The organism is Lysobacter niastensis (genome assembly GCF_015453285.1).
In the GTDB taxonomy this organism is placed as follows: Bacteria; Pseudomonadota; Gammaproteobacteria; order Xanthomonadales; family Xanthomonadaceae; genus Lysobacter_J; species Lysobacter_J niastensis.
The window spans coordinates 280,793-304,032 of sequence record NZ_JADLZT010000003.1; the positions used below are offsets into that span (position 1 = coordinate 280,793).

The 23,240-nt window shown below is 68.2% G+C and carries 29 protein-coding genes and 1 pseudogene; 18 read left to right on the top strand and 12 right to left on the bottom strand.

The annotated features are described in order from the left end of the window. Positions 1 to 22 precede the first annotated feature (22 nt). The 6 genes from IU514_RS06410 to aqpZ all read left to right on the top strand — a co-directional run bounded on the left by IU514_RS06410 (position 23) and on the right by aqpZ (position 4,140). A complete protein-coding gene (locus IU514_RS06410) occupies positions 23 to 532 on the top strand; it encodes a SixA phosphatase family protein (RefSeq protein ID WP_194930247.1) in 510 nt (169 codons plus the stop codon). Positions 533 to 576: 44 nt separating this feature from the next. Then, positions 577 to 1,278 carry a deoxyribonuclease V gene (nfi, locus tag IU514_RS06415; protein WP_194930248.1) on the top strand — a complete coding sequence of 234 codons (702 nt, stop codon included), beginning with the start codon at positions 577 to 579 and terminating at the stop codon, positions 1,276 to 1,278. A gap of 9 nt (positions 1,279 to 1,287) precedes the next feature. Next, entirely contained in the window at positions 1,288 to 1,689 is a 402-nt protein-coding gene (locus IU514_RS06420) for a hypothetical protein (RefSeq protein ID WP_194930249.1), read from the top strand. A 75-nt stretch (positions 1,690 to 1,764) separates the two neighbouring features. Further along, complete coding sequence (locus tag IU514_RS06425; RefSeq protein WP_194930250.1) at positions 1,765 to 2,628, top strand: pirin family protein; 864 nt, start codon at positions 1,765 to 1,767, stop codon at positions 2,626 to 2,628. 131 nt (positions 2,629 to 2,759) lie between these two features. Then, entirely contained in the window at positions 2,760 to 3,251 is a 492-nt protein-coding gene (locus IU514_RS06430; protein ID WP_194930251.1) for a hypothetical protein, read from the top strand. 178 nt (positions 3,252 to 3,429) lie between these two features. Beyond that, positions 3,430 to 4,140, top strand: coding sequence for an aquaporin Z (gene aqpZ / locus IU514_RS06435; protein ID WP_194930252.1), 711 nt, complete (start codon positions 3,430 to 3,432; stop codon positions 4,138 to 4,140). A gap of 72 nt (positions 4,141 to 4,212) precedes the next feature. On the opposite strand, the gene IU514_RS06440 is transcribed toward aqpZ, so the two are convergent. The 6 genes from IU514_RS06440 to IU514_RS06465 all read right to left on the bottom strand — a co-directional run bounded on the left by IU514_RS06440 (position 4,213) and on the right by IU514_RS06465 (position 9,537). Further along, positions 4,213 to 4,575, bottom strand: a complete 363-nt coding sequence (locus IU514_RS06440) for a hypothetical protein (RefSeq protein WP_194930253.1) — start codon at positions 4,573 to 4,575, stop codon at positions 4,213 to 4,215. 149 nt (positions 4,576 to 4,724) lie between these two features. Beyond that, the gene (locus IU514_RS06445; protein WP_194930254.1) at positions 4,725 to 5,582 is read right to left on the bottom strand and encodes a pirin family protein; all 858 of its coding nucleotides are present in this window, start codon (positions 5,580 to 5,582) and stop codon (positions 4,725 to 4,727) included. 103 nt (positions 5,583 to 5,685) lie between these two features. Then, complete coding sequence (locus IU514_RS06450) at positions 5,686 to 6,273, bottom strand: class I SAM-dependent methyltransferase (RefSeq protein ID WP_194930255.1); 588 nt, start codon at positions 6,271 to 6,273, stop codon at positions 5,686 to 5,688. A 36-nt stretch (positions 6,274 to 6,309) separates the two neighbouring features. Continuing rightward, positions 6,310 to 8,472, bottom strand: a complete 2,163-nt coding sequence (gene rlmKL, locus IU514_RS06455) for a bifunctional 23S rRNA (guanine(2069)-N(7))-methyltransferase RlmK/23S rRNA (guanine(2445)-N(2))-methyltransferase RlmL (RefSeq protein WP_194930256.1) — start codon at positions 8,470 to 8,472, stop codon at positions 6,310 to 6,312. Between the two features lies 1 nt (position 8,473). Further along, the gene (locus IU514_RS06460) at positions 8,474 to 9,010 is read right to left on the bottom strand and encodes a hypothetical protein (protein ID WP_194930257.1); all 537 of its coding nucleotides are present in this window, start codon (positions 9,008 to 9,010) and stop codon (positions 8,474 to 8,476) included. Positions 9,011 to 9,036: 26 nt separating this feature from the next. After that, a complete protein-coding gene (locus IU514_RS06465) occupies positions 9,037 to 9,537 on the bottom strand; it encodes an MOSC domain-containing protein (protein WP_194930258.1) in 501 nt (166 codons plus the stop codon). 135 nt (positions 9,538 to 9,672) lie between these two features. Here IU514_RS06465 and IU514_RS06470 point away from each other — a divergent pair, with 135 nt between their 5' ends. The 3 genes from IU514_RS06470 (at position 9,673) to IU514_RS06480 (ending at position 12,187) form a co-directional block, all read left to right on the top strand. Further along, positions 9,673 to 10,245 carry an N-acetylmuramoyl-L-alanine amidase gene (locus tag IU514_RS06470; protein ID WP_194930259.1) on the top strand — a complete coding sequence of 191 codons (573 nt, stop codon included), beginning with the start codon at positions 9,673 to 9,675 and terminating at the stop codon, positions 10,243 to 10,245. Between the two features lie 98 nt (positions 10,246 to 10,343). Beyond that, positions 10,344 to 11,255 carry an acyl-CoA thioesterase II gene (tesB, locus tag IU514_RS06475; protein ID WP_194930260.1) on the top strand — a complete coding sequence of 304 codons (912 nt, stop codon included), beginning with the start codon at positions 10,344 to 10,346 and terminating at the stop codon, positions 11,253 to 11,255. A 95-nt stretch (positions 11,256 to 11,350) separates the two neighbouring features. Then, positions 11,351 to 12,187, top strand: a complete 837-nt coding sequence (locus IU514_RS06480) for a hypothetical protein (protein ID WP_194930261.1) — start codon at positions 11,351 to 11,353, stop codon at positions 12,185 to 12,187. A 141-nt stretch (positions 12,188 to 12,328) separates the two neighbouring features. On the opposite strand, the gene IU514_RS06485 is transcribed toward IU514_RS06480, so the two are convergent. Then, positions 12,329 to 12,973, bottom strand: coding sequence for an EF-hand domain-containing protein (locus IU514_RS06485; RefSeq protein ID WP_194930262.1), 645 nt, complete (start codon positions 12,971 to 12,973; stop codon positions 12,329 to 12,331). A gap of 256 nt (positions 12,974 to 13,229) precedes the next feature. Here IU514_RS06485 and IU514_RS06490 point away from each other — a divergent pair, with 256 nt between their 5' ends. Both IU514_RS06490 and IU514_RS06495 read left to right on the top strand, forming a co-directional pair. After that, positions 13,230 to 13,961, top strand: coding sequence for an arginyltransferase (locus tag IU514_RS06490; RefSeq protein ID WP_194930263.1), 732 nt, complete (start codon positions 13,230 to 13,232; stop codon positions 13,959 to 13,961). A 186-nt stretch (positions 13,962 to 14,147) separates the two neighbouring features. Then, positions 14,148 to 15,278 (top strand): annotated as a pseudogene (locus IU514_RS06495) (endonuclease/exonuclease/phosphatase family protein); the annotation flags it as partial. A 45-nt stretch (positions 15,279 to 15,323) separates the two neighbouring features. Here IU514_RS06495 and IU514_RS06500 read toward each other — a convergent pair. Continuing rightward, positions 15,324 to 15,746, bottom strand: a complete 423-nt coding sequence (locus IU514_RS06500; RefSeq protein ID WP_194930264.1) for a hypothetical protein — start codon at positions 15,744 to 15,746, stop codon at positions 15,324 to 15,326. A 25-nt stretch (positions 15,747 to 15,771) separates the two neighbouring features. Next, entirely contained in the window at positions 15,772 to 16,971 is a 1,200-nt protein-coding gene (purT, locus tag IU514_RS06505; RefSeq protein ID WP_194930265.1) for a formate-dependent phosphoribosylglycinamide formyltransferase, read from the bottom strand. Between the two features lie 87 nt (positions 16,972 to 17,058). Between purT and IU514_RS06510 the strand changes: the two genes are divergently transcribed. The 7 genes from IU514_RS06510 to IU514_RS06540 all read left to right on the top strand — a co-directional run bounded on the left by IU514_RS06510 (position 17,059) and on the right by IU514_RS06540 (position 21,610). Continuing rightward, entirely contained in the window at positions 17,059 to 17,982 is a 924-nt protein-coding gene (locus IU514_RS06510) for an SdiA-regulated/phytase-like domain-containing protein (protein WP_194930266.1), read from the top strand. Positions 17,983 to 18,147: 165 nt separating this feature from the next. Further along, entirely contained in the window at positions 18,148 to 18,927 is a 780-nt protein-coding gene (locus IU514_RS06515) for an SPFH domain-containing protein (RefSeq protein WP_386761142.1), read from the top strand. Between the two features lie 13 nt (positions 18,928 to 18,940). Continuing rightward, entirely contained in the window at positions 18,941 to 19,228 is a 288-nt protein-coding gene (locus IU514_RS06520; protein WP_194930268.1) for a hypothetical protein, read from the top strand. Then, positions 19,225 to 19,413: a type II toxin-antitoxin system antitoxin gene (locus IU514_RS06525; protein ID WP_194930269.1), complete on the top strand. Its 189-nt coding sequence runs from the start codon at positions 19,225 to 19,227 to the stop codon at positions 19,411 to 19,413. The genes IU514_RS06520 and IU514_RS06525 overlap by 4 nt, the downstream gene beginning before the upstream one ends. Continuing rightward, positions 19,410 to 19,589 (top strand): DUF4177 domain-containing protein, encoded by a 180-nt coding sequence (locus IU514_RS06530; RefSeq protein WP_194930270.1) that lies wholly within the window; start codon positions 19,410 to 19,412, stop codon positions 19,587 to 19,589. The genes IU514_RS06525 and IU514_RS06530 overlap by 4 nt, the downstream gene beginning before the upstream one ends. An 85-nt stretch (positions 19,590 to 19,674) precedes the next feature. Then, the gene (locus IU514_RS06535; protein ID WP_194930271.1) at positions 19,675 to 20,475 is read left to right on the top strand and encodes a M15 family metallopeptidase; all 801 of its coding nucleotides are present in this window, start codon (positions 19,675 to 19,677) and stop codon (positions 20,473 to 20,475) included. Between the two features lie 61 nt (positions 20,476 to 20,536). Next, positions 20,537 to 21,610, top strand: coding sequence for an acyltransferase family protein (locus IU514_RS06540; protein WP_194930272.1), 1,074 nt, complete (start codon positions 20,537 to 20,539; stop codon positions 21,608 to 21,610). A gap of 42 nt (positions 21,611 to 21,652) precedes the next feature. Here the strand turns inward: IU514_RS06540 and IU514_RS06545 are convergent, their stop codons facing one another. The 3 genes from IU514_RS06545 to IU514_RS06555 form a co-directional block, all read right to left on the bottom strand. Beyond that, the gene (locus tag IU514_RS06545; protein WP_194930273.1) at positions 21,653 to 22,048 is read right to left on the bottom strand and encodes a hypothetical protein; all 396 of its coding nucleotides are present in this window, start codon (positions 22,046 to 22,048) and stop codon (positions 21,653 to 21,655) included. Positions 22,049 to 22,114: 66 nt separating this feature from the next. After that, on the bottom strand, positions 22,115 to 22,789 hold the full coding sequence (locus IU514_RS06550; RefSeq protein ID WP_194930274.1) for a DNA-3-methyladenine glycosylase family protein: 675 nt from the start codon (positions 22,787 to 22,789) through the stop codon (positions 22,115 to 22,117). Positions 22,790 to 22,791: 2 nt separating this feature from the next. Next, complete coding sequence (locus tag IU514_RS06555) at positions 22,792 to 23,160, bottom strand: DUF423 domain-containing protein (RefSeq protein ID WP_194930275.1); 369 nt, start codon at positions 23,158 to 23,160, stop codon at positions 22,792 to 22,794. Positions 23,161 to 23,240 lie beyond the last annotated feature (80 nt).

Consider the following 23,240-nt stretch of genomic DNA (forward strand, 5'->3'; position numbering starts at 1 on the left):
GCAGCGAAGAATCCCGGACGCAATGCGCTTTCTGGCTCCCCTGCTGCTCTGCTCAGTCCTGAATGCCTGCGCCACGCACGCCCCGGTTGCCGAGCCCGGCGCCACCTTCGTGCTGGTGAGGCATGCCGAGAAATCCACCGACGACCCCAAAGACCCGGCACTGACGGCGGCCGGCCACGCACGCGCGCAGCGCCTGGCCGACACGCTCGCCAATGCACCGCTCACTGCCGTCTATGCGACGGCCTACCGCCGCACGCAGCAGACCGCGGCCCCGACGGCACAGGCGCGCGGCTTGCCAGTTACGACGTACGACGCGAAGCAGCCGGCCGCAGAGTTTGCCGCGTCGCTGCGCGAGCGCCATCACGATGGCAGCGTGCTCGTGGTCGGGCACAGCAACACCGTTCCAGGCATCGCCGCGGCGCTGTGCGACTGCACGGTCACGGAGATGCCGGAGACGGAGTACGACCGGCTGATCACCATCCGGATCGCTGCCGACGGCAAGGCCGTGCTCGAACAGTCCCGGCAGCACTGACCGGGCTCGCGACGGCGTTCACGCGCCGCGACGGATACTCGCGCATGACAGCCTTCCGTGCCGACGCAGTTCCGGAGTGGAATGGCGACACGGCAGCGGCGCGTGACCTGCAGCTCCGCCTCGCCGCCGAGGTGGTGCTGGAAGACCGCCTGCCGTCGCCGCTACGCACCGTCGCGGGACTCGATGCCGGCTTTGAGGACGGTGGTGCCATCACCCGTGCTGCCGTCGTGCTGCTCGATGCAGACACGCTGCTGCCGCTGGAATCGCACATCGCACGCGTGCCAACGCGCATGCCGTACATCCCCGGCCTGCTCAGCTTCCGCGAGTTGCCCGCGCTGATCGAAGCGATGTCGAAGATGTCGAGGACGCCGGATCTCGTGTTCCTCGACGGACAGGGCATTGCCCATCCCCGTCGGCTCGGCGTGGCTGCACACTTCGGCGTCGCCAGCGGACTGCCCGCGATCGGCGTGGCCAAGACCGTGCTGACAGGTGAGTACGACGAGCCGGGGCCACAGCGTGGCGATGCTTCGCCGCTGCGCGATCGCGGCGAGGACATCGGCATGGCAGTCCGCAGCCGGCCGCGCTGCCGGCCATTGATCGTGTCACCCGGGCATCGCGTCTCGATAAGCACCGCCGTGGAACTGACCCTGCGATGCGTCACGCGCTATCGGCTGCCGGAGCCCACCCGCCTCGTCGACCGGCTGGCTTCGCGGCGCGATGAAAGACCGGCGCGGCGCGGGCGTTAGACTGGCGGCATGCGCACGAGACTCATGCAGCGATACCAGGTTGCCTTCGCCCTCGCGGTCAGCCTTGCGTTGTCCGGCGGATGCGCCAGCACGCAAGCCAACGAGCGGGCCGCGTCGCAGGTGTTGACGCTGCGCGGCGGCGAACAGGCCGCAGCCGGCGACGGCACGGTCCGATACGTCCGCCTGCTCAGCGACTCGCGCTGTCCGGTCGATGTGCAGTGCGTCTGGGCCGGCGACGTCGAGGTGCTGTTCGAGTTCGCTCCGCGTGGCGAAACGGCGAAAGCGCTGACGTTGACGTTGCTCCGGCCATCGTCTCCGCTCGGGGCCCGCTGGATCCACCTGATCGAAGTGGAACGTGGACCGTCGCCGAAGGTAACGATCCGCATCGACGACGCCCCCGCTCAACCCTGATGCGGCAAAAGCACGAAGCGGCCCGGCCGTAACGCCATTGCCACCGTAACCACTGATTACGACGAGGAAACGGATATGACCACGATCATCACGCCACGCATCCACGACCTCGGCGGCGGCTTCCAGGTCAGGCGCGCGGTGCCGAGCATCCAGGCCCGTTCGGTGGGTCCATTCGTGTTCGTCGACCACATGGGCCCGGCTGTGTTCGAACCCGGCCGCGGCATCGACGTGCGCCCGCACCCGCACATCGGACTGGCGACTGTGACGTTCCTGTGGGCCGGCACCATCACCCATCGCGACACGCTGGGCAGCGTGCAGGACATCAATCCCGGCGACGTCAACTGGATGACCGCGGGCCGCGGCATCGCCCACTCCGAGCGGTCGCCGCAGTCGCTGCGCGGCGGCGAACATGCGCTGCATGGCATGCAGACGTGGGTGGCGCTGCCCCGTTCGCAGGAAGAGGTCGCCCCCGAGTTCCATCACCACGGCGCGGCGGCGCTGCCGCACCAGCGCCGCGAAGGCGCCTGGCTGCGGGTGGTCGCCGGGCGCGGCTACGGCGAGGAGTCGCCGGTGCGGGTCTTCGCCGACACGCTGTACGTGGCGATCGACCTGGAACCCGGCGCCGAACTGGCGCTGGACGACGGCCATGCCGAGCGCGCCATCTACGTGCTGGAAGGCGATGCCCAGTTGGACGGTGCGGACATTCCCGACAAGCACCTGGTCGTCCTCGACCCCGGCACGCGTCCGGTCCTGCGGGCGAAGACCCCGGTCAAGGCGATGCTGCTGGGAGGCGAACCGCTGGATGGGCCCCGCCACCTGTGGTGGAACTTCGTGGCCAGTTCCAAGGAGCGCATCGAGCAGGCCAAGCAGGATTGGGTCGAAGGGCGCTTCGGCAAGGTCACCGGGGACGACGAGTTCATTCCGCTGCCCGATCGCTGACCTTCCCTCCTATTAATAATCGCAATTTGTCAAGGTCCGCGATCTGCTCTATGGTCGTATCGCGGTCACGTTTTGCGCGTGCCGCAGGGGAAATACAGAGCGCTTTTTGACGTTGCCTCAGGGGGTGTCACGTGAAGAAGACGGCATGGGGTATGCCCGTGACGGGGTTGTCCGCGCTGCGAGGGGTCATGGCAGCGGGATTGGGGCTGGGGCTTTTGGCCACCGGCTCCGCATGGGCCCAGGAGGCATCAGGATGCCCGGAGCTTGCAGCCGAAACCGGCCTGACCTGGGAATATCGCGGCAACGGCGACACGGACTTCTGCCGCGCGCTGCGCAGTGACGGTAGCGAGGCATTCGGCCTCTACATCGCCAAGAAGACGCCGTTCTCGCCCAAGAAGGGCAATCGCGTCGAGACCGGCCATATCGATGGCCAGGAAGTGAACTGGTACAAGGGCGAGCTGGCCGGCAAGCCGGACGTGCAGGTGCGCGAGACCCTGCTGCCGCTGGCCGACGGGCGCGTCGCTCACATCTGGATGCAGGCGGCGACCAAAGAAGAACTGGCCAAGGTGATCGGCCAGACCGAAACCATGCATTTCCCGGCCACGCGACTGAGCAGCAAGTAACACCTTGCCGCACCCGGAAGCCGGTCCAGGATGAAGCTGGTCTAGGATGAAGCTGTTCTAGTATGAAAAAGGGCCCCGCTCGCGGGGCCTGCATGACTGCGACAGCACCGCCCGGGCGTGTTGGAAGGCAGTGCGCCCAGGGCGTCGATCAATCCACTTCATCGGAAGGAGAGGCTGCATGATCAGACGACTGGGGGCCGAGTTCATCGGCACGTTCTGGCTGGTACTGGGCGGTTGCGGCAGCGCCGTGCTGGCCGCCAATTTCGGCGGCGAAGGCAATCCGCTCGGCATCGGCCTGCTTGGCGTGTCACTGGCCTTCGGCCTGACCGTGCTGACCGGCGCCTATGCGCTGGGCCATATTTCCGGCGGCCATTTCAATCCGGCGGTGAGTTTCGGGTTGTGGGCCGGCGGCCGCTTCCCGGCCCGCGACCTGCTGCCCTACATCGTCGCCCAAGTGCTTGGCGGACTGCTCGCCGGCTTCATCCTGCTGCACATCGCCAGCGGCACCGGCACCTTCAGCATCGACCCGAACGCCGCCGGCGCATTCGCCAGCAATGGCTACGGTTCGCACTCGCCCGGTGGCTATTCGGTGGCAGCGGGCTTCCTGTGCGAGGTGGTGATGACGGCGATGTTCCTGGTCGTCATCCTTGGCGCGACGCACCCGCGCGCGCCGGCAGGCTTCGCTCCGCTCGCCATCGGCCTGGCACTGACGCTGATCCACCTGGTCAGCATCCCGGTCACCAACACCTCGGTAAACCCGGCGCGTTCGACCGGCGTCGGGGTGTTCGCCGGTGCGACGGCGATCTCGCAACTGTGGCTGTTCTGGCTTGCACCGATCGCGGGCGGCCTGCTGGGCGGCGTGGTGTACCGCTGGCTCGGTGAAGACTGACACGGCGTGCAGTCTTCGCAGCGCAAAAGAAAAAGCCCGCCATGCGCGGGCTTTTTTTCGGCTCGTGAGTCGTCACTTGCGCGACTGCTTGAGCCTCTCGACGCACGACAGGTACAGCGTGTCACGGAAAACGGCCGCGATCCGGGGGGCCTCCGATGCGGGCACCGCGCGGACCTTGTAGGCGCGCATCGCGATCCGGTCCATGGCTTCGGCGATGTCGGGCTCGTGGCGCCGGTGGTTCTCTTCCACGAGGCTGCTCAGGGGAACGTCCTGGTAGCGGGACATGAAGGCCGCATGCCCGTATTCGCTGGCCTCCAGGCAACCGGGGTACGGCTTGCCTTCGAACCGGTCGTCATCGCCGAGACCCGGCTTTTCCTGTGCAGAAACCGGCCCGGCCCCGACGGCCAGCAGAAGGCTGAAAACTCCGATCTTCATAACCATGCTTCGTCGCCTCGAACGGTGTCCTCAGGGACGTATACGAAAGACGTACGAAACCGGGCCTGGCGGCCGACACCACCTCGCCCCAACGAGAAAGGCCACGCCGATGGCGTGGCCTTTCGTGACTTCGGACGCGCCGGGCGTCCTCAGAACTTGCCTTCCTGATAATCGACGAACGCCTGCATGATTTCCTGCTTGGTGTTCATCACGAACGGACCGTAGCGCGCGACCGGCTCGCGCAGCGGCGCACCGGCAACCAGGATCGCTCGCGCTCCGGCACCTCCAGCCTGAAGCCTGAAGACCGGGCCACCGATCAGCACCGCCAGCTCCTGCGAAGCCACGGCGCGCGCATCCGCTCCATCGCCCACGCTGCCGTCGCCTTCGAACAGGTAGGCGAATGCGTTGTGGCCTTCCGGCAACGCGTACTGCCAGCTGGCGCCGGGGGCGAGTTCGATGTCGAGGTACACCGGCTCGGTGGCAGGCTGCACGATCGGACCGGTCACGTCGCCGATACGGCCGGCAATGACCTTCACGTTGATGCCCTCGCCCGGCTGCACCTGCGGGATGCGATCCGGCGCGAACTCCTGGTAGCGCGGCTGCGTCATCTTCTCGCTCGCCGGCAGGTTCACCCACAGCTGGAAGCCGCGCATCCGGCCCTCCTGCTGCTCCGGCATTTCCGAATGCACCAGGCCACGGCCCGCGGTCATCCACTGCACGCTGCCCGGCACGAGGACGCCTTCGTTGCCGTGGTTGTCGCGGTGGCGCATGCGTCCGTCGAGCATGTAGGTCACCGTCTCGAAGCCGCGATGCGGGTGATCGGGAAAACCGGCGAGATAGTCCTCGGGCTTATCGGTGCCGAACTCGTCCAGCATCAGAAACGGGTCGAGCATGTCCAGCTGCGGCGTGCCGATGACGCGCGTGAGGCGCACGCCGGCGCCGTCCGAGGCGGGCATGCCGCGAATGACGCGGCCGACGCGGGTGAAGTCCTGGGGGGTGCTGCTCATGTTCGCCACTCCGGGTTATTGCCTGGCAGGCAATTTCGGGGCGCGAGCCGCCCCGCGCCAGCCCCATACGTGGAACGATCCATCCGGAAGACCCTTCATCGTCTCATTTGTCGTAGACGTAGACCGTCGCCGGCGGCACGTTGCGCAGCACGAACGCGCCGCGCCGGACCCGCAGACCGAGCTCCTCGACCACCTCGGCGGCGACCGGCGGCTGCGGACCGTAGGTGAACTGGATGAATCGGCCGGCCCCGCCCATGCAGGCGAAGGCGGCCTCGAGGATGTCCCGCTGGTGCTCCCGCGGCATTGCCAGCAGCCCCAGTCCGGATACCACCGCTTCGGCCGGACCGCGGGCGAGGTAACCGTCGCGGTTCACGACCTCGCGTAACTCGCGGGCATCACCCAGTTCGATGTGGACCAGCGGGAAGCGCTTGTGCAGGTGCTCGTACAGCGCTTCGTTGAGTTCGACCACGAGCAGGCCGCGACCGTTGATGCCGTGCGAGAGCAGCGCCCGCGTCAACGCGCCGGTACCGCCGCCGAGTTCGATCACGCGCTTCGCGCCCGGCGGCAACTCCGCCACCACCGCCTCCGCCAGCTCCTGCCCCGACGGCGCCAGGGCGGCGGTACGCAACGGGTTCTTCAGCCACTGACGGAAGAACGTCCACAGGCCATGTCGGCGGATTCGGTGCTTCATCCGGTGCTCGTCTCCGTGGCGCCCAGTCGCCCATCGTCAATGATGCAGCCGCTGCAACCTCCAGCAACGGTGGATGCGCGCATCGCGCGCGAAATCCGCCGGGATCGTCTGCGGCGAGATCTCTTCGCAGCGCGCGAACTGCGAGATCGCGGCTTCGTCCATTTTGAAGCGCCGGAAGTTGTTGGAGAAGTACAGCACGCCATCGTCGGCGAGGCGAGCGACCGCGGCGCGCAGCAGGCGCACGTGCTCGGCCTGCACATCGAAATCGTCGGCGCGCTTGGAATTGGAGAAGGTCGGCGGGTCGCAGAAGATCAGGTCGTAGCTCTGCGTGTCGGCCTCCAGCCAGGTCAACGCGTCGGCCTGCACCAGCCGGTGGCGAGTGCCCCCGACGTTGTTCTCGCGCAGGTTGTCCGCGCACCACTCCAGGTAGGTCGCCGACAGGTCGACCGTCGTGGTCATGCGTGCGCCGCCAACCGCCGCATGCACCGTCGCCGCACCGGTATAGCCGAACAGATTGAGGAAGCGGGTGTCCTGCGCCTCATCGGCGATACGCAGACGGATCGGCCGATGATCGAGGAACAGGCCGGTATCCAGGTAGTCAAACAGGTTCACGCGCAGGCGCGCATCGCCTTCACGCACGGTCAGCAGTTCGCCGCGCGAGCCAAGCACGCCGTACTTGCTGCCGCCCTTGCCGCGCGCGCGCGTCTTCAGGGCGACGTTCTCGCGCGGCACCGCGAATATCTCGCGCGCCGCCGACAGCAGTTCGTTGAGGCGCCTGCGCTGCACCGCTTCCGGAATCTCCGCCGGTGCCGCGTATTCCTGCACGTGCAGGAAAGTTCTCGGCGACGCTTCATCGGTCACGTACACGTCGATCGCGGCGGCGTATTCGGGCAGGTCGGCATCGTAGGCGCGGAAGCAGTCCACACCCTCGCGCTCGCGCCAACTCTTGAGCTTGCGCAGGTTCTTGCGCAGGCGGTTGGCGACCATCTGCGCGCCTTCGCTCAGCGCAGGCGCATCGTCGCGATCACGCTGCGGCGGCGCGACCGGATCGCTTACGATCAGCGTGCACTCGATGGCCCCATTGAACAGCTGGTACTTCTTGCCCGCGCGCAATCCGGTGGCGAACGCAAGCTCCGCGTCGCCGCACAGCAAGCTGGCGCGCCACTGTGGCGTCGCACGCTTGAGCCCATCACCGAGCGCGCGGTACAGCGCGGGATCGGCGGCGAGGCGCGCATCGTAGGGGGGATTGCATACGGCCAGGCCCCGTTCGGACGCGACGCCGGCCACCGACACGGCGGCGGCATCGAGCGAACGCACATCGCCCACCTGCCAGTCGATCAGCCCGGCGAGTCCCGCCGTTGCGGCGTTGTCGCGCGCCGCGCGGATCGCATGCGGGTCGAGGTCGCGGCCGAAGAACACCGAACGAAGCTCGTTCATGCCGGCGGCTTCGCGCTTGCGCGCGTCGTCGACCAGCGTCTGCCAGGCGGCCCCGTCGAAGCCGCGCCAGCGCGTCGGTGACGCGGAGCCGTGACGCATCAGTCCCGGGGCGACATCTGCCGCCATCAGCGCACCTTCGATCAGCAGCGTGCCGCTGCCGCACATCGGGTCGAGCAGCGCGCCGCCTTCGGCGTACACCTTCGGCCATTGCCCGCGCATCAGCACGGCCGCGGCCAGGTTCTCCTTCAACGGCGCTTCGCCCTGCTTCTGCCGCCAGCCGCGACGATGCAACGGGCCGCCGCCGAGGTCCACCGACAGGATCGCGCGACCCTTGCGCACGACCAGGTTCAGGCGCAGGTCCGGCGCTTCGACGTCGACGTCAGGACGCGCTCCGGTCTTCGCACGCATCACGTCGACCACCGCATCCTTGACGCGCTGCGCGGCATAGCGCGCGTGCGTGAGCGCCTCACCCGACACGTGCGCGTCGACCGCGATCGTGTCGTTCGGCGCCAGGTGCTCGGGCCACGCGACCGCCGCGGCACCGGCGTAGAGCGCATGTTCGTCGGCGCAATCGAACTCGGCGATCGGCCACAGCACGCGGCTGGCCAGTCGCGACCACATCACGGCGCGCTGCGCGTCGGCGAGCGAGCCTTCGGCGTTGGCACCGGCCATCGCCGCGGTCGCACGCGTGCAACCGAGCGCTGCGAGCTCGTCGGCGAGCAGGTATTCCAGGCCCTTTCCGCAACTGGCGTAGAACTTCATGTCAGAGCGCCGAGAGCAGTGCGGCGAACGCTTCGGCGCTGGCGCCGACGTGTTCTGAAAGCCGGTGACCGTCGTCGACCAGCAGCAGCCTGGCGTTGCGCGGCTGCGCCCAGCCAACCACTTCAGCCGCGGGAATCAGCTCGTCGCTCCAGCCGTGGATGATCGAGGTCGGCACGGGGGCGGCGTCCAGCACGGGTGCGGCACCCATGCGTACCGGTGGCGCCATCAGGAACAACGCCTTCGTCGGCACCTGCAGCGACACCAGGCCGGAGATATAGGCACCGAGGCTGGAACCGGCCAGCACGACCGGGCCGCGCGCTGCGGCCGACCGGGCGAGTGCGAGCAGGCGTTGCAGGCGCGCCGGCACGTCGCCCAGCTCGCTCACCTCACGCCGGGCGTCGAGGTCGGTGTAGTCCGGACGCTCGTGGCTCCAGCCGAACTGCTGCGCAACGTCGGCCAGCGCCGTCACCTTGGTGGCGTCCGGGCCGCTCTCGAAACCGTGCGAGAGGATGCAATGTCCCTTGATGCTGCTGCTCATCGTGTCCTGCTTGATGTGTCCAAAGATCAATCCGCGATCGCGACGACCGGGTCGCCGCGGCGGATCGTGCCGCCTTCGAGGATGCGCGCGCACAGACCGCCATGGCCGCGCATCGCGTTGAATCCGCCCGGCCCCAGCGCGGCCTCCATGCGCGAGCATGGATCGCACTCGTCGGTGCCTTCCAGCAGCACCTCGCCGATGCGGAAGCGCCGGCCCTTCAGCGCGATCAACGGCAAGCCGGAGACGACGAGGTTCCGGCGCAGCGTGGCTGGCGCGACCGCGTCGTGGCCCGATAGGGCGGCGATCGCCGGCAGGTGCTCGGCCTGGATCAGCGTGATGCCGCGCTTGCCGCTGCCGCCCGTGTAGCGGTCGCCGACCAGTCCGGCGCCGGCCTGCGCCAACGCGTGCTCGACCTCGTCCATCGGCACGTCACGGCGCGGCCGCAGGCCGATCCATTCGAGGCGGCCGGGGCGCGGCAGGTTGGCCATCAGCTTGCCGAGTTCGGAGTCGGCGGGAGGCAGGGTCATGACGGGCTCCATACGCGGCGGTCCGCTGATGCACGAAGCGATGGGCGATTCCGCGATCGGCGCCGGCCGAACGGGCCGGCGGGCATTCGCGCGGTCGATTCGCGGGCGTGGGGGCGAATGGTAGCATCCGGCCCCATGTCGCCCGACCTGCCGGCCCCGCCGATCGCCTTTGAACCCCTGCCCTACGAAGCCCGCCTCGACGCGCGGGACAAGGCGCAGATCGACCTGGCCGTGATCCACTGCACCGAGCTGCCGGACCTGGCGATGGCACGCCGCTTCGGCGAGGAAGTCCTCTACGAGGGCTCGCAGACCGGCAACTGCGGCCACTTCTACATCGACCGCGACGGCAGCATCCACCAGTACGTGCGGCTCGAGCGCATCGCCCACCACGTGCGCGGCCACAACCCGCGCGCGATCGGCATCGAACTGGTCAACCGCGGCCGCTATCCGGACTGGCTTGCCGCCCATCACCAGGCGATGGATCAGCCCTACACGCCGGCGCAGGTCGATGCGCTGATCGCCCTGCTGCGCTGGCTGTCCGAGGAGGTGCCGTCGCTGCGCCACATCGCCGGCCACGAAGACCTGGACACGACCGAAGTGCCCGCGACCGACGATCCGGACGTGATGGTCCGGCGCAAACTCGACCCGGGCCCACGCTTTCCGTGGCAGCAGGTGCTGGACGCGATCGCACTGAAGCGTATCCCTTGAGCTCCATCCCTTGAGCTCCATCCGTTGAGCCGCATCGCGCCGGGGTCGCGACAGGCCGGCGGTTATACTTGCACGCCGCGCCTACAGGGCTCCCCCGCATGACTTCCCACGCCGCCGAGCCCGTCGTTTCGGAACTGGTCGAGCTGCTCTCGCTCGAACGCCTCGAGGACAACCTGTTCCGCGGCCAGAGCCGCGACATCGGCACCAAGTACGTGTTCGGCGGGCAGGTGCTCGGCCAGGCGCTGTCGGCAGCGCAGGCGACGATGGACGCGCCGCGCAGTGCGCATTCGCTGCATGCCTACTTCCTGCGTGCCGGCGACATCGCCGCCCCGATCGTCTACCAGATCGACCGCACCCGCGATGGCGGCAGCTTCTCCGTGCGCCGCATCAGCGCGATCCAGCACGGCCAGGTGATCTTCTTCATGGCCGCCTCCTTCCAGCAGGAAGAAGGCGGCGGCGAGCACCAGTTGTCGATGCCGGAGGTCCCCAAGCCCGAAGACATCGACCCGGCGCCGGCCGTGCCCGAGCATGTGATGGCGACGCTGCCGATCAAGATCCAGCGCTGGCTGTCGCGCAAGGGACCGTTCGAGTTCCGCCATGTCTACCCGCGCGACGAGCTCAACCCGCCCAAGCGCCCGCCCTACCAGCAGGTCTGGTTCCGCCTGAGCGAGCGCGTCGGCGACGCGCCGGAACTGCACCGCGCCCTGCTCGCCTACGCGTCGGACTTCCACCTGCTCGGCACGGCGACGTTCCCGCACGGCATCAGCTATTACCAGCCGAATGTGCAGATGGCCTCGCTCGACCACGCGCTGTGGTTCCACCGTCCGTTCCGCGCCGACGACTGGCTGCTGTACTCGATCGACAGCCCGAGCGCGCAGGATGCGCGCGGACTGGCCCGCGGCCAGATCTTCGACCGCCAGGGCCGCCTGGTCGCCAGCACGGCGCAGGAAGGCCTGATCCGCGTCGTCGGCAACGCCGAAGCCGCCAAACTCGTACCGGCCAAGGCCTGAACACGGCTTCCCCGGGCCTGGCCGCACCTGCGGCATTAAAATGACCCGACAGCACACGGCCGGCCGGTCGCGTGCTCATGAGAAATGTCCACACCATGCGCCAGATTTTCAGCAGTCCCCGCCTCGAGAACGTCGAAGCCGTCGCCCAGATGCTCACGGACGCCGGCATCGAGGTCCGCATCACCGACGGCCGCACTTACAAAGGCGCGCTGCGTGGCAACTTCCGCTACAGCGACGACAGCTCGCCGCGCCCCGCGGTATGGGTGATCAAGTCCGAAGACCAGCTCAAGGCACGCGAGTTGCTGCGCGACAACGGTCTGATCGACACCACGCGCGGCGAAAGCGCCTACACGCTGCCGGTGTTCCGCACCGAGGAGCAGACTCGCACCAAGACTCCGCAGCAAAAGCGGATGTTCCGCATCAAGATGGGCCTGATCGCCGGCATCGTGATCGTGCTGGCGATGACGATGGTGCGCACGATCAGCGACAAGCCGGCTCCGGCGCCCGCGCCTCCGGAACTGGCGACCGGCCCGTTCGACGGCTCGGTCGCGCCGACGCTCGCGCCGATCGCCCAGGCGGTGTTCGCTTCGCAGATCGCCGATGCCAACGTGCCGGTGCTGTGCCTGGCCGTCGACGGCAAGGACGCGCCCGCGTCGATGATCAATGCGCTGAAGACGCCGGGCCGCACGGTGGTGCCCGCCTCGCAGTGCGTGCGCATTGCCGACAGCGATATGGGCAGCTTCCAGAAGTCCACCGGGCAGGCGGCAATGATGCTGGACGTGAACGCGTTCCGTCCGTCCGCGCCGGACGCAGGCCAGATCGAATACAGCGCCTACCACCACCGCATGTTCGCCCGCTACAAGACCCTCGAGGTCCGTCGCGTGAACGGCGCGTGGCAGGTCACCAGGGTCCTGAAGCACGTCGCGACCTGAGTAGCGTTGCCCAAAAAAAGACCCATGCGCGGAGACCGGCGTCATGGGTCGAGGGGGATGCTTTTTGGAGAAGCGGAGGCTTTGACCCGCCGCGAGCGCGAAAGTTCCGCGACCGGCTGATCGGCGTCAGGATCCTCGCGTTCAGCGATGGCGGCCCGAGTGCTCCAGGTCCTGGCGGGTCAGCTGGCCGTCCCGGTCCTCGTCCAGGAAGTTGAATGACTCGGCCAGTCGCGGCATGTTCGACTCCACCTCGGCTCGACTGAGCTTGCCATCGGCATTGCGATCGGCCCCTTTGAACTCCTGCTCGAACTGCTGCTGGTGCTGCGCCTTGCGCTCCGCGCGACGCTTCTCGCTCGACGCACGCAGCTCGCTGCGCACCAGGTAACCGTCGCGGTTGCTGTCGATCTCGGCAAAGCGCTCATCGAGGTGCGGTTGCGCTGCCGCTTCGGCGCGGCTGATGCGTCCGTCGCCGTCGGTATCGAGACGGACCGCGTGCTCCATGCGGTCGCCGTGGCCGCGGCCCATCCGTGACGGGCGTTCGGACGCGTCGAGCTTGCCGTCGCGGTTCTTGTCGAGCGTGTCGAACTTCTCGGCAAGGCGCGGATGCGCGGCGGCTTCGGCCTTGTCGATCACGCCGTCGCCATTGCTGTCGATCCGCGGCATGTGGCGGCCGGGCCCGGCCTTGGTCTCGGTGGAGGGCGCCTGCGTCGCGGCGAACGCGCTGCCGGCTGCGATGACTATCGCTGCGGCCAGCAGCAACGGTTGGAACGTCTTGCGGTGGTTCATAGGAAACTCCCAGCGAACGGCGCCGGACAGGCACCATGCCGAGGTCAACGCCTGTCATGACGTGCGGTTGACACGGCAACACCCACATTCAGCCGGCGCACGGCTTCGCAGCGGCGCTATGCTGGCGGCATGGACCGCGCCGTCATCGCCTGCCGGATCGGGTCAAGCGAAGCAACATCGCCTGATCGGGTAGCGCTTGACGTTGTTTCCATCATCCCCCTCCCGTGGCGCGGACCCGGCGCCACCGCAGCAGACCATGTCGAACGACCGTAGCCAGCGACAAGACGACGACGATCTGCGCCTGTTCCACACCGGCGAACACGCCTGCGGCTACTGGCCGGACCGGGCCGCGCGCGACCTCGTGCTCGACCCGCGCGATCCGCGCCTGGTGGACTGGTACCCGCATGCCTTGGGCTGGGGCTTCCGCCGATCCGGCGACATCGTCTACCGCCCGCACTGCAACGGCTGCCGCGCCTGCGTCGCGGTGCGCATACCGGTCGACCGTTTCGCGCCCGACCGGAGCCAGCGCCGTTGCCTGGCGCGCAACCGGGACGTGGACATGCGGGTCTGCGCCGCCCAGCGCACCGACGAGCAGCTGGCGCTGTATCGCCGCTATCTCGCCTCGCGCCACGCGGGCGGCGGCATGGACGACCATGGCGCGACCGAGTTCGACCAGTTCCTGATCGGCAGTTGGAGCGAGGGCCGTTTCCTCGAGTTCCGGGAGCACGGCCGGCTGCTGGCGGTAGCGGTCACCGATGTCACGCAGGCGGCATTGTCGGCGGTGTATACCTTCTATGAGCCCGAGGCAGGCGCGCGCGGCCTCGGCACCCTGGCCATCCTGCGACAGATCGAATGGGCACGACGCGAACGCCGCTCGCACCTGTATCTGGGCTACTGGATTGCCGGCCATCCGAAGATGGACTACAAGCGCCGCTTCCATCCGCTCGAAGCCTTCGACGGCCGCGGCTGGCACGACCTGACCGCTTGACCTCGATCGTTGACCTCGACGCCCCTTGCCCTGAATGTCCGCGACCGACCGTCGCGCCGGAGATGCTGCATGCCGATGTCATTGCGTTCCGTCCTCGCCGCCTGCGCACTCGCCGTGGCCCTGCCCGGCTGCGTGCAGGTCAACGTCAAGGGCGACCCGGACGCGTGGGCTGAACAGATGACCGGTGCATCGACGCTGCGGGTGGCGACCTACAACACCTCGCTCTACGACGAAGCCACCGGCGGCCTGGTCCGCCGGCTGGAGAACGACGACGCCAACGCGCGCAAGATCGCCGCGGTACTGCAGCGCGTACGTCCCGACCTGGTGCTGCTGAACGAGTTCGACTACGACGAAGGCGAGCGTGCCGCGGACCTGTTCCAGCGCCACTACCTCGAGGTGCCGCAAGCGGGCGGAGGCGAAGCACTGCGCTACCCGTACCGCTATCTCGCACCGGTCAACACCGGCGTGCCCAGCGGGCTGGACCTGGATCGCAATGGCGAGGCCGGCGGCAACGGACGCAACGGCGGCAACGATGCCTGGGGCTACGGTCTGCATCCCGGGCAATACGGCATGCTCGTGCTGTCGCGCCACCCGATCGATGCACCACAGGTGCGCACGTTCCGCCTGCTGAAATGGAGCGCGATGCCCGGTGCACGCCAGCCGCGCGATCCCGCCACCGGCCAGTCCTGGTACGCACCGGCGATCTGGTCGCAACTGCGGCTCTCGTCGAAGTCGCACTGGGATGTCCCGGTGCGCACGCCGTCGGGGACCGTGCATTTCCTCGTTTCCCATCCGACGCCGCCGGTGTTCGACGGACCGGAGGATCGCAACGGGTCGCGCAATGCCGACGAAATCCGTCTGTGGCGGGAATACCTCTCGCCTTCGACCGCCAATGCTTCCTGGCTGTGCGACGACAAGGGACATTGCGGCGGACTCGCCGAGGATGCGCGATTCGTGATCGCCGGCGACCTCAACAACGATCCGGTCGATGGCGACGGCGCGCACGAGGCCATCATCGAACTGCTCGAGCATCCGCGCGTCGCGCGCTATGCCACGCCGCGCAGCGAAGGCGCGGTCGAGGTCGCGCAGAAGTACGCGCAGGCCGGCATCGTGCATCGCGGCGCGCCTGCGCATGCGACCGGCGATTTCGGCCCCAAGGCCGGGACGATGCGGCTGGATTACGTGCTGCCGTCGGTCGGCTTCGCCGTGGAAGGCAGCGGCGTGTTCTGGCCGGCGTCGAGCCAGCCGGAGGCCGCAATCGCCGATGGCAGCGACCATCACCTGGTGTGGGTCGACCTCGTCACGGGATCGCCCTGATCGACTCCCCTTACTCATAAGCTGGGGAGCCGTGGATCACGCGAATCAGGGCTTCGGCGGCTCGCGCTTCAGCGTCTCGTCCGGAACGCCTTCCGGCTTCGGCGGCGCAGTTTCCAACGGCGCCGGAACCGCCTGCGGCTCGGCCTGGGCCGGCATCGCCGTGGGGCCGACGGTCGGCAGCGCGGGCAATCCCTCGCGCGGGCTGAAGCCGAACGTGGCGTCGTCGCTGTGCAGCGACACGATCATGCGGATCATGCTGGTCGGCACCATCAGTTCCAGCGACACCGTCTTGCCGTCGGCGCCGCGGCCTTCGATGGTCATCTCGATCAGCGCACCGCCGGTATCGATCTCGTGGCAGAGCACGTGCACGCCCGCCGGCCCGTCCTGCAGGTACGGCCTGATGGCATTGCCGAGGACTTCCAGCGCCTGCGGGAAGAAAAAGACGGCGTAGCCGTTGCTGTCGTTCATCGCTTTCTCCGTGCCCGAACGCCGCTCAGCGCAGTTCGATGTCGAGTTCGGCAGCGGCCTTGCGCGCACGCTCGCGCGCCTGGTCGATGCTTTCTGCCAGCGCCAGCGTGACCGCGACGCGACGATGACCTTCCACGCGCGGCTTGCCGAACAGGCGCAGCTGCGTGTCGGCGTGCGCCAATGCCCTGTCGACGCCGCTGAACACCGGCACGCCATGGCCTTGCGCCAGCACCGCGCAGGAGGCTGCCGGTCCGTACTCACGGATCGCCGGGATCGGCAAGCCGAGGATGGCGCGCGCATGCAGCGCGAACTCGCTGAGGTCCTGCGAGGCCAGCGTGACCAAGCCGGTGTCGTGCGGACGCGGAGATACTTCGCTGAACCACACCTCGTCGCCCTTCACGAACAACTCCACGCCGAACACGCCCCAGCCGCCGAGGTCGTCGGTGATGCTTCGCGCGATGCCCTGCGCACGCGCCAGGGCCCGCGTCGACATCGGCTGCGGCTGCCAGCTCTCGCGGTAGTCGCCGTCGCGCTGCAGGTGGCCGATCGGCGCGCAGAACGTGGTGCCGCCGGCATGGCGCACGGTGAGCAGCGTGATCTCGTAATCGAAATCGATGAAGCCTTCGACGATCACGCGGCCGGCACCCGCGCGGCCGCCGGTCTGCGCGTAATCCCAGGCCTGGTCGACGTCCGCATCGGTGCGGACCAGGCTCTGGCCCTTGCCGGAAGAGGACATCACCGGCTTGACCACGCACGGCAGGCCGATCTCCGCGACCGCCGCGCGGTAATCCTCGAGCGTGTCGACGAAGCGGTAAGGCGAGGTCGGCAGCCCCAGCGTCTCGGCGGCCAGACGGCGGATGCCCTCGCGGTCCATCGTCAGGCGCGCCGCGCGTGCGGTCGGGATCACGCGTATCTGCGTCCCGCGCTCGGCGAACTCCTTCTCGAGGTCGACCAGCGTCTGCGTATGGATCGCTTCGATCTCCGGCACGATCAGGTTCGGCCGCTCGTGTGCGATCAGCGCGCGCACCGCGTCGCCGTCGAGCATGTCCAGCACGTGGCTGCGATGCGCGACCTGCATCGCCGGCGCGTCGGCGTAACGATCGGCAGCGATCACCTCGACACCGAAGCGTTGCAGTTCGATCGCCACTTCCTTGCCGAGTTCGCCCGAGCCAAGCAGCAGCACGCGGAATGCGTGCGGGGATAACGGCGTACCGAGCGTGACCATGCGCAATCCGGACAGAATGTGGGGAGCGCTAGTTTAGCCGTCGCTTGGGGCTATGGCCCGGCATGCCGTGCATGCGATCCTTCGCGGATGCCCACGCGTCGCCACGCCCTGCCCGTCGCCATGATGGCCATGCTGATGGGCATGGCCGTGCTCGCAGGATGCCGTCGCGAAGCGCCGGTCGGCGAGCAGAGCGTGGAACTCGCGGGCATGCTGCTCGACCCGCAGATGGGGGAGATCAGTGGACTCGCCGCGTCGCGCCGGCATCGGGGCGTGCTGTGGATGCACGACGACGGCGGCAACCCGGAACGCCTGTTCGCGGTCGACAGCGGCGGCGACCGGCTGGCGACCTTCCGCCTGGAAGGCGTCACCAAGACCGATTGGGAGGACATGGCCGCATTCGACCTCGACGGCCGCCAGTACCTGCTGATCGCCGATACCGGCGACAACGGCGGCCTTCGCCGGACGCTGCAACTGCACGTCGTCGAGGAACCGGCACGACTGGAAAACGCGCGGATCCGCCCGGCGTGGTCGATCGCGTTCCGCTGGCCCGATGGCGCCCGCGACTGCGAAGCGGTTGCGGTCGACGCCGCGCGCGGGCAGATCCTGCTGATCTCGAAGAAGCGGCAACCGCCCGAACTCTTCACCCTGCCGTTGCGGCAGAGCGGCACTGGGCTGCTGACCGCGCGACGGGTCGGACACCTCGCCGGCATCCCGCAGCCGGATGCCGAGACCCTCAAGCGCAATCCGCAGCGTGCGCGCCAGCAAGGCCAGGTCACCGCCGCCGACGTGTCGCCGGACGGCCGCACGCTGGCGGTGATGACCTACCGCTACTTGCTGCTGTACACCCGCGGCGCCCGCCAGTCCTGGGGGGGCGCCGTCGGCAGGCCACCGAAGGTCCGGCTGCTGCCCTGGCTTCCGCAGGCGGAGGCCCTCGGCTGGGCGGCCGACGGACGCAGCCTTTACGCCACCGGCGAGTTCGTCCCAGCACCGCTGTACCGGATCCGGCCCTGACGGCCCCCTCCTTCACGGACCCGTCACTTCCATGATTGATATCTTTTTGATATCAACTATCAAGGTACACAGGAGCGCGCCATGAAGGAAAACCCGATCCGATCCCTGCCCGGCATTCCGGCCCTGCTGTTCCTGCTGGCCATCGACGCTGTCGCCATCTACGGGATGCTTTCCGCAGTGGCCCACGACTCGCATGCGTTGCTGGGCGCCGGTGCCCTCGTGGCCGTGGTGGCCTCGTTCTGCCTGGCCGGCCTGTACATGGTCGAGCCCAACCAGGCCGCGGTGGTGAGCCTGTTCGGCAAGTACGTCGGCACGGTCAAGGAGAATGGCCTGCGCTGGAACAACCCCTTCTACACCAAGAAGAAGGTCAGCCAGCGCGTGCGCAACTTCGAGAGCGGCAAGCTCAAGGTCAACGAGCTCGACGGCAGCCCCATCGAGATCGCCGCGGTCATCGTCTGGCAGGTCGTCGACAGCGCCGAGGCGGTGTACAACGTCGACGACTACGAAAGCTTCGTGCACATCCAGTCCGAATCGGCCTTGCGCGCGATGGCCACCAGCTACCCCTACGACCAGCACGAGGAAGGCCAGCTCGCCCTGCGCAGCCATGCCACCGAGATCAGCCAGCACCTGCAGCAGGAACTGGCGGAGCGCCTGGCCGATGCCGGCGTGCAGGTGCTGGACGCACGCATCAGCCACCTCGCCTATGCGCCCGAGATCGCCCAGGCGATGCTGCAACGTCAGCAGGCCAACGCGATCATCGCCGCGCGCACGCGGATCGTCGCCGGCGCGGTCGGCATGGTCGAGATGGCGCTGGCCGAATTGCAGAAGAACGGCGTCGTCCACCTCGACGAGGAGCGCAAGGCGCAGATGGTCAGCAACCTGCTGGTGGTGCTGTGCGGCGAGCGCTCGACGCAGCCGATCGTCAACGCCGGCACGCTGTACTGAGGCCGGGGAACGGATGGACGGCCTGCTGGTACCCCTGATCCTCGCTGCGAGCAGCCTGCCGGCGTTCCTCGCCGCGGCCCTCATCGCACGAGGAGCGCGCCGTGCCGGCCAGCCCGGCGCGCCTGCGCTGGCACGCCTGATGCTGATGGTCGGCATCGCCATCCTCGCCGGTGCCGCGGGACTGCTCTGGGCCGGCGACAATGACACGCGCCGTCTCGCGGTGATCGTCGCGATGGTGCTGGCGGTCAACGGACTGGGCGTGGTCCTGCTGGTCCGACTCGCCAGGAGCCGCCGCCGGTGAGCGAAAAGAAGGCCTATCCGCTGCGCATCAGTGCCGACGTGCTGGCCGCTGCGCAGCGCTGGGCCGACGATGAGTTGCGCAGCCTCAATGCGCAGATCGAATACATCCTGCGCGACGCCTTGCGCAAGGCTGGGCGCCTTCCCGCGCCCGGAAGCACTTCCGATTCAGAAGAGTATCCGTCATGAGCCAACACTGGACCTATCACGTGCTGGAGATCACCCCGAGCATGCTCGGCGCTTCCGTCAGCGAGCGCCTCACCGAAGCACTGAACCGGCTCGGTGCGGAAGGCTGGGAGCTGGTGTCGGTGATGGCGGTGACGCCGTTCGACCACCTGCGCGCGGTGCTGAAGAAGCCGGCCTGATGCGGCTCGCGCCTGCCAATCGACGCTTCGCGGATTCATGAAAGTCGAAGTGGCGGCTCGCTGCCCGGCCCGCTAACCTGCGCCCATGCGCGGACAGCCCAGGATCCTGATCAACACGCCGGAGATCGAGCTCTGGCCCGGCGGGCTATTGCGCGCGCGCAGCAATTTCGATGCGCGCGCCATCGCCCGCGCGCGCTACGTGCTGCGGCGCAAGCGCGATGGCCGATTCCTCGCTGCCGACCTGCCCGAAGGCCTGCTGGCGCTGGTGACGCACCTGCGCCGCGAACCCGGCCTCGACGCGGCGCTGGACGCGCTCGATTCGCTGCACCCGCACACCCGGAACGGCATCGAGCACGTCGCCGAACTGCCGCTGGACCGGCTCGAAGAACGCCTGCATGCACTCGGCCTGGATGACGGTTACGCCGAGCGCAGCGGACTGCCGCTCGTGGCCGAGCCCGACTGGCTCGCGTTCGCCGGACACGACCGGTACCGCCGTCCGCTCTGGCTGCACGTCGACGCCGCACGCGCGTGGTCGCACATGCGTGAGGCGGCACTGCGCGACGGCATCGTGCTGGAGGCGATCTCCGGCTATCGCAGCCATGACTACCAGCTCGGCATCTTCGAACGGAAGCTCGGGCGTGGACTGAGCGTGCAGGACATCCTCACCGTCAATGCCGCACCGGGATACAGCGAGCACCATTCCGGACTCGCGCTCGACATCGGCGCGCCTGGCGAACCGCCCGCCGAGGAGTCGTTCGAACACACGCCCGCCTTCGCGTGGCTGCGCGACCACGCTGGCGGCCATGGCTTCGTGATGAGCTACCCGCGCGACAACCCGCACGGCATCGTCTACGAGCCGTGGCACTGGTGTTACCGAACGGCCTAGTGCCAATCCCCGTGCACGCCGCCAATGGACCGGCGTGCATTTCCACACCAAGGACGGTTCCTTGCACACACTCGCAGACGGCTACGCCCGGCCCCGCAACAACTTCCACCTGATCCGCCTGTTCGCCGCCTGGCTGGTGATCTACGGTCATTCGTATCCGGTCACCGGCCACGCGGATGAACCCGACCTGCTGTTGCGGTTGGTGCAAATCAAGTTCGCCGGCGCGATCGCCGTCGACATGTTCTTCGTCATCAGCGGCTTCCTCATTGCCGCGAGCCTGGAGCGCAATCGTCTTACGGTGTATCTGGGCGCCCGCGTGCTGCGCATCTTCCCGGCGATGGCCGTGTGCCTGCTGCTCAGCGTGTTCGTCCTCGGCCCCCTGCTGACGACGGATCCGGGTTATTGGCAGTCGCCGCAGACCTGGGCGTATCTGTGGAAGAACCTGGTGCTCAAGCGCACTGAGTACTTCCTGCCGGGTGTGTTCGGCGACTTGCCGAGCGCGGCTATCAACGGCTCGCTGTGGACCCTGCCGGTCGAGTTCCGGCTGTATCTGGTGCTGGCGGTGCTCTCGCTACTGGGGCTGTTCCGGCGCAATCGCTTCAATGTGCTGTTCGTGGCGATCGCCGTCGCGGCATGGTTCCGCTACGGCGGTCAGCCGATCAAGCCCTCTAAGCTGGACCTGATCTGGTGCAGTGCCTTCTTCATGACCGGAACGCTGGCGTGGTTCAACCGCGACCGCATCGCGCTGTCGTGGCCGATTCTGCTCGCCGTGCTCGGTGCGGCCGCCATGGCGCGCGGCGGCGATTTCTATCGCCCCGCCTACTTCCTCGCGCTGGCTTATACGACGCTCTTCCTCGCGTTCGTGCCGAAGCTGCCGCAGATCCGCCACACCGACCTGTCCTACGGCGTCTACCTGTACGGATGGCCGTCGCAGCAATTGGTGCAGCACTTCGCCCCGGGCGGCCCGGCCTGGAATACGTTATGGGCCACGCTCCTCGCCGGTACGCTGGCCTGGTTGTCGTGGCGCGTGATCGAGCAGCCCGCATTGCGCCTGAAGGGGCTTTGGGCAGCGCGCGCACCGCAGAGCGCGTCGGCGCCAACCGATCCCGCGCCGGCGAGCGGCACGGCTCGCTGAGCCGACTCGTTGCGGTCGTGGCACCGCCGGGAGGGCCGATTGCTACTCCCTGTCGAGCGTGATGCGCACGCCTTTGGCGGTCTGCTCGGTAATCGTCAACTCGAAGTTCTTGTCGCCCATGTGCTTCTTCACCAGCACGTCTTCGCCGTCGTCGACTTCCACGCGATAACCATCGCCCAGCTTGGCGCGCATCGCGTCGCGGATCAGGCTGGCGATGCGGTTCTCGCCTGCGCCTTTCGGAATCGGGACGCTGACATCGATGGGCTGGCCATCGACCGGTGCGATACGGAAGGAGACAGCGCCGTCGCTGTCGGCATCGCTGCTGACCTGGATGCGCCATTTGTTGGACGGAGCGGCGAAAACCGCGCCCACGAACAACAGCAGCAGGCACGCGACAGCCGTGAGTTTCCGGGTCCAACGGGATTCGTGCATTCGCATGGCAGCCCCCTCCTGAAGTCGGGCGTGGCACAGGGCCGGCGGCCCTGGCGAATGCGAATCGTCCGATCAGTCCTGTGAACGCTTCGTCGCTTCCTTGACCGTCGCCGCGAAGTCGGCCACCCGCCACAGGTACAGGCTGGCGTAGGTGCGATATGGCCCCCAGCGCTCGCCGCTGGCGGCCAGTTCCTTCGGGGTCTGCATCGCGTCGAGCTTGTGGACGATCTGCGCTCCCTTGCGAACCCCCAGGTCGTCCACCGGCAGCACGTCGGGCCGGCCAAGGCGGAACATCAGCATCATCTCCACGGTCCAGCGGCCAATGCCGCGCACCGGCACCAGCGCATCGATGATCGCGTCGTTGTCCATCGTGCCCATGCGACGCAGGTCGGGGATCTCGCTGCGCGACTCGCGCAGGGCCAGGTCCCGCAGCGCCAGCAGCTTGTTGCCGGATACGCCGCAGGCGCGGATCGTGACGTCGTCGCAGCGTGCCAACGTGTCGCAGTGGAACCGGTCGCTGCCGATGGCGGCTTCGACACGTCCGACGATCGTCGCGGCGGCCTTGCCGCTGAGCTGCTGGTAGAGGATCGCCCGAGCCAGCGCATCGACCGGGTCGAACGGTTTGCGCCAGCGCGGATCGGGCGCGATCGGCCCGATCTTTTTCATCCACGTGGCGAGCTTGCGATCGCGCTTGGCAAGGTGGGCGTAGGCGGCCTCGGTGTCGAACCCGCGGGCGTGGCGCGGCATGGTCAGCGCCTCACCGCATCGGCCGCGTGCAGCAGCCACGCGAGGATCATCAGGCTGCCGCCGGCCGGCGCCAACGCCGTCGGGGTGCCGAGGAATACGGCTGCGGCCAGGCTGCCGGAGAAGAGCAGCACGCCTGCCAGCATCAGCACCAGGGCCGCGTGCCCCAGCCGCCGCGACGCCCGCGGTGCAAGCGCCGCCAGGGCGATGCCGTGACCGAACCCGAACAGCGCCGCGTGCTGCAGGCGAACCTGATCCGGACCAAGAGCAGCGTGCGATGCGTAAGCGGCCAGGGCGACGGAGATCGCGGCCAGCACGGCGCCGGCCGCGGCCAGTCCACGACCGATCGGCGCACTGGAAAGCTGCTGGGTCATGCCAGGGAATCCGGAATTGAAAGGACGGCGACACCTTATCAGGCGGCCTCGGGAACCGGGGTGCGCGATCAGCCGGAGTC

What these genes read in the sequence shown, in the direction of transcription:
- IU514_RS06410 (WP_194930247.1), top strand. Translation starts at nt 23, where the DNA reads ATGCGCTTTCTGGCTCCCCTGCTGCTCTGCTCAGTCCTGAATGCCTGC.
- nfi (WP_194930248.1), top strand. Translation starts at nt 577, where the DNA reads ATGACAGCCTTCCGTGCCGACGCAGTTCCGGAGTGGAATGGCGACACG.
- IU514_RS06420 (WP_194930249.1), top strand. Translation starts at nt 1,288, where the DNA reads ATGCGCACGAGACTCATGCAGCGATACCAGGTTGCCTTCGCCCTCGCG.
- IU514_RS06425 (WP_194930250.1), top strand. Translation starts at nt 1,765, where the DNA reads ATGACCACGATCATCACGCCACGCATCCACGACCTCGGCGGCGGCTTC.
- aqpZ (WP_194930252.1), top strand. Translation starts at nt 3,430, where the DNA reads ATGATCAGACGACTGGGGGCCGAGTTCATCGGCACGTTCTGGCTGGTA.
- IU514_RS06440 (WP_194930253.1), bottom strand. Translation starts at nt 4,575, where the DNA reads ATGAAGATCGGAGTTTTCAGCCTTCTGCTGGCCGTCGGGGCCGGGCCG.
- IU514_RS06445 (WP_194930254.1), bottom strand. Translation starts at nt 5,582, where the DNA reads ATGAGCAGCACCCCCCAGGACTTCACCCGCGTCGGCCGCGTCATTCGC.
- IU514_RS06450 (WP_194930255.1), bottom strand. Translation starts at nt 6,273, where the DNA reads ATGAAGCACCGAATCCGCCGACATGGCCTGTGGACGTTCTTCCGTCAG.
- rlmKL (WP_194930256.1), bottom strand. Translation starts at nt 8,472, where the DNA reads ATGAAGTTCTACGCCAGTTGCGGAAAGGGCCTGGAATACCTGCTCGCC.
- IU514_RS06460 (WP_194930257.1), bottom strand. Translation starts at nt 9,010, where the DNA reads ATGAGCAGCAGCATCAAGGGACATTGCATCCTCTCGCACGGTTTCGAG.
- IU514_RS06465 (WP_194930258.1), bottom strand. Translation starts at nt 9,537, where the DNA reads ATGACCCTGCCTCCCGCCGACTCCGAACTCGGCAAGCTGATGGCCAAC.
- IU514_RS06470 (WP_194930259.1), top strand. Translation starts at nt 9,673, where the DNA reads ATGTCGCCCGACCTGCCGGCCCCGCCGATCGCCTTTGAACCCCTGCCC.
- tesB (WP_194930260.1), top strand. Translation starts at nt 10,344, where the DNA reads ATGACTTCCCACGCCGCCGAGCCCGTCGTTTCGGAACTGGTCGAGCTG.
- IU514_RS06480 (WP_194930261.1), top strand. Translation starts at nt 11,351, where the DNA reads ATGCGCCAGATTTTCAGCAGTCCCCGCCTCGAGAACGTCGAAGCCGTC.
- IU514_RS06485 (WP_194930262.1), bottom strand. Translation starts at nt 12,973, where the DNA reads ATGAACCACCGCAAGACGTTCCAACCGTTGCTGCTGGCCGCAGCGATA.
- IU514_RS06490 (WP_194930263.1), top strand. Translation starts at nt 13,230, where the DNA reads ATGTCGAACGACCGTAGCCAGCGACAAGACGACGACGATCTGCGCCTG.
- IU514_RS06500 (WP_194930264.1), bottom strand. Translation starts at nt 15,746, where the DNA reads ATGAACGACAGCAACGGCTACGCCGTCTTTTTCTTCCCGCAGGCGCTG.
- purT (WP_194930265.1), bottom strand. Translation starts at nt 16,971, where the DNA reads ATGGTCACGCTCGGTACGCCGTTATCCCCGCACGCATTCCGCGTGCTG.
- IU514_RS06510 (WP_194930266.1), top strand. Translation starts at nt 17,059, where the DNA reads ATGCCCACGCGTCGCCACGCCCTGCCCGTCGCCATGATGGCCATGCTG.
- IU514_RS06515 (WP_386761142.1), top strand. Translation starts at nt 18,148, where the DNA reads ATGCTTTCCGCAGTGGCCCACGACTCGCATGCGTTGCTGGGCGCCGGT.
- IU514_RS06520 (WP_194930268.1), top strand. Translation starts at nt 18,941, where the DNA reads ATGGACGGCCTGCTGGTACCCCTGATCCTCGCTGCGAGCAGCCTGCCG.
- IU514_RS06530 (WP_194930270.1), top strand. Translation starts at nt 19,410, where the DNA reads ATGAGCCAACACTGGACCTATCACGTGCTGGAGATCACCCCGAGCATG.
- IU514_RS06535 (WP_194930271.1), top strand. Translation starts at nt 19,675, where the DNA reads ATGCGCGGACAGCCCAGGATCCTGATCAACACGCCGGAGATCGAGCTC.
- IU514_RS06545 (WP_194930273.1), bottom strand. Translation starts at nt 22,048, where the DNA reads ATGCGAATGCACGAATCCCGTTGGACCCGGAAACTCACGGCTGTCGCG.
- IU514_RS06550 (WP_194930274.1), bottom strand. Translation starts at nt 22,789, where the DNA reads ATGCCGCGCCACGCCCGCGGGTTCGACACCGAGGCCGCCTACGCCCAC.
- IU514_RS06555 (WP_194930275.1), bottom strand. Translation starts at nt 23,160, where the DNA reads ATGACCCAGCAGCTTTCCAGTGCGCCGATCGGTCGTGGACTGGCCGCG.